Source organism: Serratia plymuthica (assembly GCF_018336935.1).
In the GTDB taxonomy this organism is placed as follows: Bacteria; Pseudomonadota; Gammaproteobacteria; order Enterobacterales; family Enterobacteriaceae; genus Serratia; species Serratia plymuthica_B.
Window position 1 is genome coordinate 5,027,222 of the sequence record NZ_CP068771.1, and the last position, 13,616, is coordinate 5,040,837.

At 57.3% G+C, this 13,616-nt stretch carries 14 protein-coding genes; 7 read left to right on the forward strand and 7 right to left on the reverse strand.

The annotated features are described in order from the left end of the window. Positions 1-135 precede the first annotated feature (135 nt). Together JK621_RS23335 and JK621_RS23340 are read left to right on the forward strand one after the other, a co-directional pair. Positions 136-588 carry a multidrug/biocide efflux PACE transporter gene (locus JK621_RS23335; protein ID WP_212557844.1) on the forward strand — a complete coding sequence of 151 codons (453 nt, stop codon included), beginning with the start codon at positions 136-138 and terminating at the stop codon, positions 586-588. A 72-nt stretch (positions 589-660) separates the two neighbouring features. Beyond that, positions 661-1,353, forward strand: a complete 693-nt coding sequence (locus tag JK621_RS23340) for an aspartate/glutamate racemase family protein (RefSeq protein WP_212557845.1) — start codon at positions 661-663, stop codon at positions 1,351-1,353. Here the strand turns inward: JK621_RS23340 and JK621_RS23345 are convergent. Continuing rightward, positions 1,350-2,597, reverse strand: coding sequence for an ion channel protein (locus JK621_RS23345; protein WP_212557846.1), 1,248 nt, complete (start codon positions 2,595-2,597; stop codon positions 1,350-1,352). The two genes, JK621_RS23340 and JK621_RS23345, sit on opposite strands and share 4 nt — an antisense overlap. 345 nt (positions 2,598-2,942) lie before the next feature. On the opposite strand from JK621_RS23345, the gene glk reads away from it, so the two are divergent. Further along, a complete protein-coding gene (glk, locus tag JK621_RS23350; RefSeq protein ID WP_349305402.1) occupies positions 2,943-3,908 on the forward strand; it encodes a glucokinase in 966 nt (321 codons plus the stop codon). A gap of 65 nt (positions 3,909-3,973) precedes the next feature. Here glk and JK621_RS23355 read toward each other — a convergent pair whose 3' ends face one another. After that, a complete protein-coding gene (locus JK621_RS23355; RefSeq protein WP_212557848.1) occupies positions 3,974-5,200 on the reverse strand; it encodes an L-lactate MFS transporter in 1,227 nt (408 codons plus the stop codon). A gap of 398 nt (positions 5,201-5,598) precedes the next feature. Here JK621_RS23355 and JK621_RS23360 point away from each other — a divergent pair, with 398 nt between their 5' ends. Further along, positions 5,599-5,934 carry a DUF2502 domain-containing protein gene (locus JK621_RS23360; protein ID WP_212557849.1) on the forward strand — a complete coding sequence of 112 codons (336 nt, stop codon included), beginning with the start codon at positions 5,599-5,601 and terminating at the stop codon, positions 5,932-5,934. Positions 5,935-5,941: 7 nt separating this feature from the next. Here the strand turns inward: JK621_RS23360 and JK621_RS23365 are convergent, their stop codons facing one another. The 3 genes from JK621_RS23365 to JK621_RS23375 form a co-directional block, all read right to left on the reverse strand. Then, positions 5,942-6,676: a LytR/AlgR family response regulator transcription factor gene (locus JK621_RS23365; protein ID WP_013813970.1), complete on the reverse strand. Its 735-nt coding sequence runs from the start codon at positions 6,674-6,676 to the stop codon at positions 5,942-5,944. Next, a complete protein-coding gene (locus JK621_RS23370; RefSeq protein WP_283249360.1) occupies positions 6,673-8,364 on the reverse strand; it encodes a sensor histidine kinase in 1,692 nt (563 codons plus the stop codon). Before JK621_RS23370 ends, JK621_RS23365 begins: the two co-directional genes overlap by 4 nt. Before the next feature lie 110 nt (positions 8,365-8,474). Then, the gene (locus tag JK621_RS23375) at positions 8,475-9,719 is read right to left on the reverse strand and encodes a DUF1479 domain-containing protein (protein WP_212557851.1); all 1,245 of its coding nucleotides are present in this window, start codon (positions 9,717-9,719) and stop codon (positions 8,475-8,477) included. Positions 9,720-9,890: 171 nt separating this feature from the next. On the opposite strand from JK621_RS23375, the gene JK621_RS23380 reads away from it, so the two are divergent. The 3 genes from JK621_RS23380 (at position 9,891) to JK621_RS23390 (ending at position 12,417) form a co-directional block, all read left to right on the forward strand. Then, entirely contained in the window at positions 9,891-10,430 is a 540-nt protein-coding gene (locus JK621_RS23380) for a GNAT family N-acetyltransferase (protein ID WP_212557852.1), read from the forward strand. 117 nt (positions 10,431-10,547) lie between these two features. Continuing rightward, entirely contained in the window at positions 10,548-11,783 is a 1,236-nt protein-coding gene (gene alaC, locus JK621_RS23385) for an alanine transaminase (RefSeq protein ID WP_212557853.1), read from the forward strand. 109 nt (positions 11,784-11,892) lie between these two features. After that, positions 11,893-12,417, forward strand: coding sequence for a cytochrome b (locus JK621_RS23390; protein WP_212557854.1), 525 nt, complete (start codon positions 11,893-11,895; stop codon positions 12,415-12,417). A 68-nt stretch (positions 12,418-12,485) separates the two neighbouring features. Here the strand turns inward: JK621_RS23390 and ypdK are convergent, their stop codons facing one another. Both ypdK and JK621_RS23400 read right to left on the reverse strand, forming a co-directional pair. Next, complete coding sequence (ypdK, locus tag JK621_RS23395; RefSeq protein WP_086012885.1) at positions 12,486-12,560, reverse strand: membrane protein YpdK; 75 nt, start codon at positions 12,558-12,560, stop codon at positions 12,486-12,488. A gap of 559 nt (positions 12,561-13,119) precedes the next feature. After that, on the reverse strand, positions 13,120-13,560 hold the full coding sequence (locus tag JK621_RS23400; protein WP_212557855.1) for a hypothetical protein: 441 nt from the start codon (positions 13,558-13,560) through the stop codon (positions 13,120-13,122). Positions 13,561-13,616: the final 56 nt, after the last annotated feature.

Below are 13,616 nucleotides of genomic sequence, written 5' to 3' on the forward strand. Positions count from 1 at the left end.
TGTAACCTATTTTTAATCTACCCAAAAAATCGATGATAATCACCTGGCTTTAGTTGGAGATGAATAAATCAACGCCGATTAATGCGGGCGGCCTGCTGCGCCCCTATCAATCCACAGGGTAAAAACAGGTGATGTATGCAACTGCAAAACAAGTCTTTTATAGAACGTATCGTCCATGCCGTCGGTTTTGAGGCCATTGCCGTGATGATTTGCGCCCCGCTGGGCGCCTGGTTGCTCAACCGTTCGATGGTGCAGGTCGGTGCGTTGGCGGTGATGTTGTCGAGCGTCGCCATGGTATGGAACATGATTTATAACACGGTGTTTGACCGCCTGTGGCCGGTGGGCCGCGTGGTGCGCAATCTCAAGGTGCGGGGGCTTCACGCCCTGGGCTTTGAGGCCGGGTTTATCCTGATCGGCGTGCCGATTGCCGCCTGGATGCTGAATATTTCCTTCGCGCAAGCCTTCATGCTGGAGATCGGCTTCTTCCTGTTCTTCCTGCCGTACACCATGATTTATAACTGGGTGTACGACACGCTGCGTCAACGCTGGTTCGAAGCGCGCCAACCGGCCAGTTCCGGGGCGAAATAAGGCATCGTCATCACCGCGATTCTCCGGTAGTGTCGGAGAGAGACACATACGGCAACCAAGCGGGGAAAAACGATGAAAGTGTTGGGTCTGTTGGGCGGCATGAGCTGGGAATCAACCCTCCCTTATTACCGCATGATCAATGAACAGGTGAAAACGCGTCTTGGCGGGCTGCATTCGGCCAAGATCGTCCTCTACAGCGTCGATTTTCACGAGATTGAACGCCTGCAGCATCAGGGGGATTGGGACGGCGCCGGGCGTCTGCTGGCCGCCGCCGCGACCTCGTTGCGAGCCGCAGGCGCGGAGGCCATCGTGATCTGCACCAACACCATGCACAAAGTGGCGGATGCGGTTGAACAGGCCAGCGGCCTGCCCCTGATCCACATCGCCGACGCCACGGCGTTGCAGGTGCGCCAACAGGGGATCCGCCGCATCGGGCTGCTCGGCACGCGTTTTACCATGGAGCAGGATTTTTATCGCGGGCGGTTGCAAGAGCGGCACGGCATCGAGGTGGTGACGCCTACGGCGGCCGATCGCGGTATCGTGCATCGCATTATTTATGACGAGCTGTGTCTGGGGAAAATCCGCGACGCATCGCGCGATGAGTATCGCCGCATCATCGGTGACCTGGAACAGCAGGGCGCGCAGGGCATTATTTTCGGTTGTACCGAGATTGGCCTGCTGGTCAGCGCGCAGGATGCTTCGGTGCCGGTGTTCGACACCACCGCTATCCATGCGCGCGCCGCCGCGGAATACGCGCTGGCCTAATCGTCGTGCGGCGGTTGGCGTTTACCCACCAGCATCAAGGGTTTACCCGCAAGTACCAGCCAGGCGGGCAGCATTACAATGCACAGCACCGGCAGCAGGTGCAGCTCCGGCACCACCGCGACGGCCATAAACAGGCTGAGCCAGCCGTCACGCGTGACCACCAGCACCAGCCCCATAATGGCGCAGGAGACGGTGATGGCCTCCGGCACCGCCGGGACGTGCTGATGCAGCATCAGGCCCAGCGCCACGCCGACAAACACCGCCGGGAAGATACGCCCGCCACGAAAACCGCTGGCGGCGGCAATCACCAACGCCGCCAGCTTGGTCAGCGTAATCAGCAGCAGCTCCGTGACCGAGAAGTCTTCTCCGACGGCCAGTCGCTTCATTTCATCCAATCCCTTAAATAGCGTGATCTCCCCGCCGATTAGCGCCAGCACCCCGAGCGCAAAGCCGCCCAACCCCAGCATCAGCACCGGGTTTTTCAGCGAATGGAACAGGCGGTGGAGATGAGGGAAACTCCACAGCGCCACCATACCCAGCACGATGGCGATCAGGGCGACGATGGAGCCACTGAAAATATCCGTCAGCCGGGTGGCGGCATAGGCGTCAATTTGCAGCGCGAAGTTCGGCGTGAAAAACAGCTGAGTGGTCACCGCGCCGGCCGCCGCCGCCATCAGCGGGGCAAACAACCGATCCCACAGCGGCACGTCGTTATTGCCGGCCAAGGTTTGCGAAAAGATCAGCGCGGCGGCAACCGGAGTGCCGAACAGCGCGCCGATGGTGCCGGCGGCGGCGAGAATAATCCAGTCCATGCGCGGTACTCTCGGCAACAGCCGCGAACCTACAGCGACTACCAGCGAAATATTGATGGCAGTGATGGGGTTTTCCGGCCCCAGGCTGACGCCGCCCGCCAGACCAATGATTAACGCCAGCCCGAGGCCGGGCACGGCAGAAAGTGGCAACGGCATGCCGATCAGCGATTCGGTAGCCGGATCCGGCCCTGCGTGACCGGGCATGTAACGGATAATCAGCCCGACGGCGATACCGGCCAGCGTCAGGATGCTGAGCAGCCACCAGGGCGAATGGGAATCGATATTCAAGGTTGCGGGCATATTCACCCAAAGCAGCTGTTGCAGCGCGTCGGCGAACTTCATCACCAGAATAAGCACCAGGCTTGAGGCTGAACCGATAACGAGAGCGGGCAGGGCGAAAGCCAACATGGTATTGGCGCGCGGGTGCAGCATGCAAGGATCCCTTGTCAATGCCCCCCTGAGTGGCAGGGAGGATGGGTGATTGGGCTTGTGCCTCTGTTTGCCGGACAAACACGGACGCCGGCGTGCGAAGCAATGACCGACAGGCAAAAGGGCGCCGGCTGATTAATAGTGCCTCTCTGTTATGACGGTTAACAGCCGCCACGGCACGTTTTTTTGCCGCAATTTGTTTCAAACAGCGGCAAAACCGCCGAGCTGAAACGTTTTTTGTGATCTGGATCGCTAATGGATGGCAGCGCGAAGGATGGTGATTGTTGTTTTTGCGGCGGGATTTTACAGTGTGGACAGCTTTCTATTATTCATTTTGCGGAGAAGATACTGATGACCTATGCCCTCGTAGGTGATGTTGGCGGGACGAATGCCCGCCTGGCGCTGTGCACTGTGGCGACGGGTGAAATTACCCAGGCAAAAACCTATTCCGGCCTGGAGTTTGACAGCCTGGAGGCGGTGATCCGCCAATATCTGAAGGAGCAGGATATCCAGGTGCAGGACGCCTGCATCGCGATTGCCTGCCCGGTCACCGAAGACTGGGTGGCGATGACCAACCACACCTGGGCGTTCTCGATCAAAGAGATGCAGGCCAATCTGGGGCTCAGCCATCTGGAAGTGATCAACGACTTTACCGCCGTCTCGATGGCGATCCCGATGTTGTCGCCAGACGATGTGTTGCAGTTCGGCGGCGGCAGCGCGCAGAAAGACAAACCTATTGCGGTGTACGGCGCCGGCACCGGCCTGGGGGTGGCGCATCTGGTACACGTTAACCGCCGCTGGGTGAGCTTGCCGGGGGAAGGCGGCCACGTTGATTTTGCGCCGAACAGCGAAGAGGAAGATAGCATTCTGGAGGTGCTGCGGGCCGAAGTGGGGCACGTGTCCGCCGAGCGCGTGCTGTCCGGCCCGGGGTTGGTCAATCTTTACCGCGCTATCGTCAAATCCGATCAACGCCTGCCGGAAAAGCTCGAGCCAAAGGACATCACCGAGCGCGCGCTGGCCGACAGCTGCATTGACTGCCGCCGTGCCTTGTCGCTGTTCTGCGTTATTTTAGGGCGCTTTGGCGGCAATCTGGCGTTGAATCTCGGCACGTTCGGCGGCGTTTATATCGCCGGCGGCATCGTGCCGCGCTTTATGGAGTTCTTCAAGGCATCGGGTTTTCGCGCGGCGTTTGAAGACAAAGGGCGTTTCAAGGATTACGTGCATGAGATCCCGGTCTTTATGATCACCCATGCACAACCGGGCCTGTTGGGGGCGGGCGCCCACCTGCGCCAGACGTTGGGCATGCATTTGTAACCCATATCGGCGATAAAAAAAGGGGCGCAACCCAATGGGTTGCGCCCCTTTTTGCCATTTGAAAATCAGGCTTTGACCAGGTCTGCCGGCTCGCGGCTGTCTTCTTCCCGTTCGACCGCTTTTGGCGCCTTGATGAACAGGGTGATCAGCAGGGAAGCGATGGAGAGCACGCCAATGACCATGAATGTGGCATGGAAGCCGCCGAAGTATTTGGCGACGAACGAGCCGGCCAGCGCGCCCAGACCGAAGCCCTGATAGATGATGCCGTAGTTTTTGCTGTGGTTTTTCAGGCCGAAGAAGTCGCCGACAATCGCCGGGAACACGGTGATGTTGCCACCGAAGCAGAAGGCGACCGCGCCGACGCAGATAAAGAACAGCGTATGGTTCAGGGTGAGGAAGCTCAGCGACACAATCGCCAGCACGGTAACCAGCATGGTGAAGCTGATGACGCGCATGCGGCCCACTTTATCCGACAGCGTACCCAGAATGATGCGGCCTGCGGTGTTGAAAATCGCTACGGCGGAAACGGTGTTGGCGGCGGTGGCTAAATCCATCCCGGCCAGTTGTACGCCCATGTCCTTCACGATGCCAATCAGATACAGGCCACTCATGCAGGCGGCGAAGAAAATGATGAACAGCAGGTAGGCTTCTTTGGTCGCCAACATCTGGCGCACGCTGAAGTCGTTACCCAAGGTGCCGGCCTTTTGCTGCGCAGACTGGCTGGCCAGCACCGGTTCTTTCAACAGCAGCGAACCCAGCACAATCAGCGCCATCACAATAGCTCCCCAGTAGAAGAAGGCGGCGGACACGCCGACGTCGGCAATCAGCGCGGCGTTAACGTATTTGAACAGCAGGCTGCCGCTGCCGAATGCGCCCACCGAGATGCCGGAGATCAGCCCTTTATTGGCCGGGAACCACTTGATCAGGTTGGACAGGGTGGAGATGTAGGCGATACCCACCGCGAACCCAACCACGACGCCGGCCAACAGATAGATCATATCCAATGAGCTGACGTGGGCGCTGGCGATCAGGCCCAGACCGACCAGAATGCCCGAGCACAGCGTCAGATTGCGGATGCCGAAGCGTTCCTGCAGTTTGCCGGCAAACAGCGTGGCGAAGGCCAGGAAGAAACTGGTGATGGAGAAGGTGGTAGCGACGTCGCCGAGGCCCCAATGGAATTTGTCGACCAGCGGCTGGTTGAACAGGCTCCAGGTATAGATAGTGCCGAGCCCCATCTGGCAGATGATGGTGCCCAGAACGATTAAGCTGCGATTTGCCGGTTTGGTGTTCATGGCCGGTCTCCTTCTCTGTGTGTGCGTTGCCGGGCGGTCAGCCGTTGGCGGAAATTTGCGGAGAACCTCTGCGGTCCCGCGGTATGGGCATATTATAAAGCTGGTAATACCACTCGGCGGCAGATCGGGAATGAGTTGCACGGAGGAAGGAATGAAATGCATCCGGTGGCGCATGAGTTGCCGTTTTAGCGGTTAAAAGGGGATGAAATGCCGCCGGCGCCACGTGATCTACATCAAAGATAGCCACGATTTATTGTCGGCCAGGCGTCCGGGATTGTGCTCAAATTGTGAAGGAAACGTCTGGAATGGGTAAATGGGCATTATTCCTATAGAGCGGCGATAGCGGGGAGTCTATGTTATCGGTGAACGGACAGGTTCCGCTCTGCAGGAGTCATGAGATGAAAAAAACACTGTTGTTGTTGGCCGCGCTGCTGTCGTTGCCGTTGGTCAGCCAGGCGGACGTATCCATTGGCGTGAACGTGCCGGGTATTTCATTGCACATTGGCGACCGTGACGATCGTGGCCATTACTGGGACGGCGGCCGTTGGCGCGATCCGCGCTGGTGGTCTGAACACCGCGTCTATGAGCGCCCTCGCGAGTATTACTACGGGCCGCCGCCACGCGTGATCTATTACGAGGAGCCGCGACACGAATGGCGCGATCGCCCGCATTATCATCGCATGCCGCCACCGCCACCGCCGGGGTATTACTACGGCCCCGGGCCGCGCTGGTAACGCGCGCTTATAAACGCATTAATTTGCGGAACTCTTTCACCTTGCTGCGGCTGACCGGCACTTCAAACTCCAGGTCGCTCAGCCGCAGAATATAGGTGTTGTTGAACCAGGGCACGATCTCGCGGATTTTCGACAGGTTAACGCAGTAAGACCGGTGGCAGCGGAAGAAATGCTCTTCCGGCAGGCGGCCGTAAAATTCGGTGAGGTTCATCGACATCACAAACTCTTCGCGGCGGGTATAGACCCGCGTCACTTTCTCATCGGCGGCGGCATAATAGATGTCGTTGATATCGGTGACGATAATTCGCTCGTCTTTGATCAGGTTAATGCTGTGGCTGCTGCGGTTTGGCGCGCTGGCTTGTTCCGGGGCGTTAGCGGGCCGGTTATGCAGCGCCTCCAGTTTTTGCAACATGGTGACGATGCGCGCTTCGTGATAGGGCTTGAGGATGTAGTCAAACGCTTCGATTTCGAACGCTTCCACCGCATGTTCTTTATAGGCGGTGATGAAAATAATCGAAGGCCGGTGCGCGAACTTGCTGATGTTCTGCGCCAGCAGCACGCCGTCCAGCGACGGAATGTTGATATCGAGAAAAATGGCGTCGACCTGATGATTCTGCAGGTATTTCAGCACGTCCAGCCCGTCGTCGAAGGTGGCTTCGATAACGATGTTGCTGTGCTTTTTGATCAGGTAACTGAGCTCCTCCTGGGCGAGGAACTCGTCTTCAACGATAATGGCTTTCATGATGGCTCCCCGGCCGGCAGTGCGCTGTTTTCCATCTGCAGTTTGCCGCCGTTTTTGCTGATGTAAAAGGCGATTTCGGTACCCGGCTCCAGCCGACGGATGCGCAACCCTTCGCCATACAGCAGCGACACCCGGTGATGCACGTTCAACAGGCCGATATTGTGGCCCGGCATTTCGTTGCGCGCCACCCGGTCGATGACCTCCTGATTGATGCCGTTACCGGTGTCTTTTACCGAAATCTTGACCCGATCGCCCTGGTCCTTCACCGCAATCACTACCACGCCTTTGCCTTTGCACGGCTGAATGCCGTGTACGATGGCATTCTCCACCAGCGGTTGGATCAACAGGCTGGGAATACGCACCGAGATATCGTCGTCGATGTCGTAAATTACCGTCAGTTTGGCACCGAATCGCGCCTGTTCGATAGCGATATAATCCTGGATTTGGTGCAGTTCCTTGCGGATATCGATCAGTTCGTCGTTCAGCTCCAGGTTGTAGCGCAGGTAGCGTGACAGATTGATAATCAGCTGGCGCGCGGTGTCCGGATTGAGGCGGATCGACGAAGAAATGGCGTTCAGGGCATTGAACAGGAAGTGCGGGTTGATCTTGCTCTGCAACGCGCGCATTTCCGCTTTGTCCGCCATCTGGCGCAGGTGCTCAATGCGCGAGACCTCCATTTGGGTGGAGATAATCTGCGACAGGCCCACCGCCATGACCTTTAGCGTATTGGTGATCTGATGGGCATGGCAGTAGTAAATTTTCAGCGCGCCGGTCACTTCGCCTTTTTCCCACAGCGGGATCACCAGTTGCGAGTGAATTTGCGGCGTGGCCGGGTTTTCCAGGTTGTTTTTGATGACGATCTTGCCGTGGCGGATGCTTTCGCGGGTCACGCGGCTCAAGCCTTCGCGGCCGATCGGGTAAGCCTCTTCCCCCACGCCGACATAGGCCATCACCCGGTGAGTATCGGTGATCGCCACCGCGTCGGCCTTGATATCCTGGCGGATGATGTCGCAGATGGTCGCCAGGGTTTCGCTGTTGATATTGCGAAAGTAGGGCAGGGTTTTACGGGCGATATCCAGCGCGAGCTTGGCCTGCCGGGCGGCGATCACTTCTTTTTCGTCTTCTACGCTTTGCACCAGCAGCACAATCAGGCCGATACACACAGTACCGAGGATCATCGGCAGCGCAATCTTGGAGACGATATCCAGCCCCAATGCGGTCGGCTTGGCCCACAGCACGATCAGCAGCATGGTCAGGGACTCGCACAGCATGCCGCCGAGGATGCCGGCGCGCCAGCGCTGCTCTTTTTTCACTTTAAGATTGATATAACCGGCGCCGATGCCGGCAATGATGCTGGTGATCAGGCAGGGAACGGAGGTGATGCCATCGATATCGATCAGGTAGCGGTGCACCCCGGCGATGATGCCGGTGATGATACCCACCCAGGGGCCGAACAGAATGCCGCCGGCCATAATGGCAATGACCCGCACATTGACCAGCGAACCTTCGACGTTGATGCCGGAATAGGTGCTGAACAGCGCGAACAGCGAGAAGATCGCCGTGACCATGCCCAGCTCAAGCGGCGTGTGGTCCTCTTTTTGCAGCAGTTGGCGGAACAACCGGGTACGGGTGAGGAAAAACAGGCAGATTAACATCAGTGCGGCGCGATCAAACACCGCTAACAGCATTTCAAAAAAAGGGTGCACGACGGGCTCTCGCTGCGGCGGACAGATACGTGGGAGTATACCACAGCGCAGTGGCCCCGTGGCGGCCGGGCGGCGTGCCACGGGACTCGGGGTTATTTAATGCCGAGCTGCTCCTTGCCGAGTGGCGTCAGCAGATCGAGGGTGGCGCGGCCGTTGAAATCCACTTCGAAATCGTCGGGCGCGAAATCCGGCGGCGTTTTGCCGGCGATAAAACTGGGCAGTTGGCGTTGCAGATAGGCATCGTTTTTCTCGCAACCCGGCGCCGCGGCGATGTACATCACGTTGCTGTCGAACTCGCCGTTATGCTCGTTTTCCACCGCGTGAATCACGTCGCAGTGCCAGAACACCGTGTCGCCCGGTTCCAGATCGGGAATAGGGGAAATCCCACTGATTAAAAGGGGATGCCATTTTTCCGAGATTGACAGCGCGCGCCCTGGGGCGGCATCGCACAAATCGTCTTCGGCGACGTCATCTTGCAATGCGCGCAACAGAACGTAGGCCATGGCGTTGGCTATCGGCACCAGGTTCAGCGTGCCGGCGTTGGTGCGTTGCGGCGTCAGCGCCGTCCAGCCCTGGAAGGTACGGAACATTGAGCAGACGGCCGGCGAAGCGATTTCGCGCACTTCGGTGCGGCCATCGGCGGCGAACGGGTCGTAAGCTTGCCAGTCGCCGGAGAACACGTGGCGGTAAACATAGCGGAAATTTTCATCCAGCCAGCGTTCAATGGTGCCGCTGTCCACGTGCGGCGACAGGCCCAGCGAAGACGAGTTCGGCGGGCGACGACGGGTGCGATCGGCATAGGTGGCGACCCGGGTCGGGTCAAAATGCTGTTTGCCGTTGCTTTCGGTTTCCCACAGGCTGTTGAGAAACACCTGCACGGCGTGCATGCGCGCGTCCTGACGGGCTTCCACCTGCGGTTTTGACCAGTAAATACCGTAAATTTGCGGTTTGCCGGCGGCCAGTTTGCCGAAGTAGTTGTCTTCGGCGGCATTTTTCAGGCGTTCGACGAAGTTGTTGCGATCGAGATAGTTGCCGATTTCCCGGTTCCAGGCTTCGGCCTTGCTACGGGGGAACACGCCGCGGATAGCGCAGGCGCCGCGCTGTTTGATCAACGCCTTTTGCTGCTCGCTGACCCGCTGCTGCAAAATATCCTCCGCATCGATTTGCGGCACCGGATTTTTGCCGGCGGCCAACTCCCGGCGGATTTGTTCGACCTGTCGGCGAATGTGGTCTTCCAGCGCCAGAAATACCTCGCGGTAGTTTGGCAGGGCCTGACGCAACTGCCGTTTTACGGTTTTGATGGCGGTAGGGATGTCGTCAATGAGTAATGATGCCATGGTGTTCTCCTCACGCTGCCCGTGGGCAACGATGGACGGTTGTAGAGGACTGGGTAAGACGTTATGGTTTTGTTGTTTTGACGTTAACGATTATCTGGATTTAATAGAGGAAAATAAAGGGATGGCTTTCATTCGTAACTTCCCTATTTTCGTTTTTCGGAGATTAGCGCAATGAAATTGCTCACTGAGCGTTTGACCCTGCAGTCGATAACCGCCGACGATTGGCCGCTGTTTTTACGTTTGTATCAGGACCCTGAAGTGATTCGCTATATCGCCGATCCGTTGACCGAAGCGGAAATACGCACGCGCTTTGAGACGCGGCTGCCGGCCTGGGATAAGCATGGGGAGCAATGGTTGTGCCTGGTGATGCGTGAAAAGGCCGGAGGCGAGGCGGTAGGCATCACGGGTTTTCGTCCGATGTGGCTGCCTTGCCAACAGGCGGAGGTGGGGTACGGCATTTTGCCGTCCGGGCATGGCAAGGGCTACGGCAAGGAGTCGCTGCGAGCGGTGCTGGATTTTGGCTTCAACGCCTGCGGCTTCCACAAGCTGACGGCCACCGTCACCGCAGGCAACATCGCTTCGCGCCGGTTGCTGGAGTCGTGCGGTTTTCAGCTGGAAGGCACATTGCGCGATAATTTCCGCCTGGCCGGGCAATGGCACGCGGACTGGATGTTCGGGCTGTTGGCGGCGGAGTTTCAGGCGGAAAAATAAAAATATTGCGGCGGGTATCGACAATCCCGTCACCGCTGCGATATGTTCAATATCCGACCACAAGGCTGGTCAGCGTCGCTCGGACGGTCCGGGCGCTAACGTCTCTTCGAGGAATCTATGGCTGATAACAGTCCACAACGCCGTTTTACGCGTATCGAACGTCTTCCCCCTTACGTATTCAACATCACCGCCGAACTGAAGATGGCTGCTCGCCGTCGCGGCGAAGATATTATCGATTTCAGCATGGGTAACCCGGATGGCCCGACGCCGCCGCACATTGTGGAAAAACTCTGCGCCGTTGCGCAGCGTGACGATACCCACGGTTATTCTACCTCGCGCGGCATCCCGCGTTTGCGCCGCGCCATTTCACGCTGGTACGCCGATCGCTACCAGGTGGAGATTGATCCCGAAAGCGAAGCCATTGTCACCATCGGATCGAAAGAAGGGCTGGCGCACCTAATGCTGGCGACGCTCGATCACGGCGACACCGTATTGGTGCCTAACCCAAGTTATCCGATCCATATTTACGGTGCGGTGATTGCCGGCGCGCAGGTGCGTTCGGTGCCGCTGGTGGACGGCGTGGATTTCTTTGGTGAGCTGGAGCGCGCCATTCGTGAAACCATCCCGCGTCCGAAAATGATGATCCTCGGCTTCCCTTCCAACCCGACCGCCCAATGCGTTGAGCTGGATTTCTTCGAGCGGGTGGTGGCGCTGGCCAAACAGTACAACGTGCTGGTGATCCACGATCTGGCTTATGCCGACATCGTGTATGACGGCTGGAAAGCGCCGTCGATTATGCAGGTGCCGGGTGCCAAGGACATCGCGGTGGAGTTTTTCACCCTGTCGAAAAGCTACAACATGGCGGGCTGGCGCATCGGTTTTATGGTCGGTAATGCGGAGCTGGTCAGCGCGCTGGCGCGCATCAAGAGCTATCACGATTACGGCACCTTCACTCCGTTGCAGGTGGCGGCCATCGCCGCGCTGGAAGGCGACCAGCAGTGCGTGCGCGATATCGCAGAGCAGTACCGTCAGCGCCGCAATGTGTTGGTGAAAGGGTTGCATGAAGCCGGCTGGATGGTCGATAACCCGAAAGCGGCGATGTACGTATGGGCCAAAATACCGGAGCCTTATGCGCATCTCGGCTCGCTGGAGTTCGCCAAACGCCTGTTGGCGGAAGCCAAGGTCTGCGTATCGCCGGGCATTGGTTTTGGCGATTACGGCGACACCCACGTGCGTTTTGCACTGATAGAAAATCAGGATCGCATCCGTCAGGCGGTGCGCGGCATCAAAGCCATGTTCCGTGCCGACGGGTTGATCAAACCGGCCAAGAGCACTCCCCCCGCCGCAAAATAATCACTTCAGGCCGGCGCATTCGCGCCGGTTTTTTTCGCAACGCTAAGGTTTTCTTCATTATTCCCCCACTATGCTTGGTTAATCTTTTTTAATTAATCAGGAAGAGTGTATGAGCAACCGCTACGCGAGATCGCAAATTATTTTACACTGGCTGACGCTGCTGATGGTGATCCTGACCTATGCGGCAATGCTGTTGAAGGATTCGGTGCCGGATGATATGACGTCACTGGTGAAAAATCTGCATTTTAACTTTGGCCTGGCGGTATTTTTGCTGATGTTTATCCGGCTGGGGCTGCGTCATCGTCATGCCGCACCGGCTACCACGCCGCCGCTGGAAGAATGGCAGGAGTGGGGCGCCAAGATTTTCCACGTGCTGCTCTATGTGCTGTTTTTGGCGTTGCCGGTGCTGGGAGTGCTGACGCTGGCCTTCGGTGGAAAGGAGTGGGTGTTGCTGGGCTGGCAGGTGCCGCAGTTTGTCACGCCGGACCCGGCGCTGCGCCGCATTATCAAGAGCGCGCATGAAACGCTCGCCAATACCGGCTATTTTATCATCGGCGCTCACACGCTGGCGGCGCTGTATCATCATTATCTGCGCAAGGATGATACCTTGCGCCGCATGATGCCCGGCAAATAACCGCATTCAGAAACAACAAAGGGGCGCTTCTGCGCCCCTTTATCTATAGTTCCCGGTCATGCTGAGGGTTATGCAACCATCAACATAAAGGTGCCAATCCACGCTACCAGCATGAACGAAACGCCCATAACAAAATATTTCATTGAACAACTCCCATCTGGAGTTTCTCGCAAGCCAATGATCCCGATTGTTGTGCTGAGTATTTTGTGGATAACCTGCGGTTTATTGGCGGGTTCTTCAATCAGGAAGAACAACGTCCTTGACCACGAGTTACCCGGTTGTCGTGCTTCAAAGTCCGTGAGGTAAAGCATGAACCACGACAGGATCGGCGCTAATGTACTCCCAATGCGAGACTGATTACAATACTGTGTTTTTGATCACACTTTTTGCTGCTTTTTTACTCAGCCCTGACTGTTTTTAAACGATTTTTATTTACGTTTTTAACGGGAAAAAAGAGGAATAGCCCGCTGGTGCGGGCTTTATAATTATGTTTGCTGTGATGTTATGAAAAGGGATCAGGCGACGGCGTTTGCGCCCGTCAGCAGGATGGCCCAGAAGACAAGGCACGACAGCAGAATAACGGTCCAGATATTACGGCGACTCCACTCCATTTTTAGCCTTCACTTTTTGCTCTTGGTGATTCGGTAACGAACACATCGGCAAAAAAGGGAGAACATTTAGTCCCCGGCGATAATATTTTTCTTACTGTTGCCGAATCTCTGCTACCGCGACCTTCACCTCATATCCCAGCAGGTAAAGAGCCTGTTCCAGCGCTTCCACTTTTGAGGCATAGGCAACGTCCAGCAGACGATCCATTTGGCCGCCGTTAAAGCCCAGTTTGCGCGCCAGATCGGCTTTGGACGTCGCGCCGGCCAGCATGATGTTATGCAACTCGAGCTTCAGTTTGACCAGCACAGGTACGTGGATCTCCAGGTCTTCCGGCAAGGCGCGGGATGGGGGCGGCACCGGGCGGCCTTCTTCCATTTCCGTAGCGATGGCGATCAGCAGGCTTTCCTGCGCTTCCAGTTCGATATCTTCACGTTTATAGCAGGCGGCCTGCTGTTCAGGAAAATCGCGAAAATGAATCTGCCAGGCGTCGCTTTCGTTATCAAAGGCGTAATGGGCGGGGTAGTGGCAAGACATGATGTTTCCTGTATGGCGCGTGGAGTATGCGGCATTGTGACCGCTTGGCCTGCAGA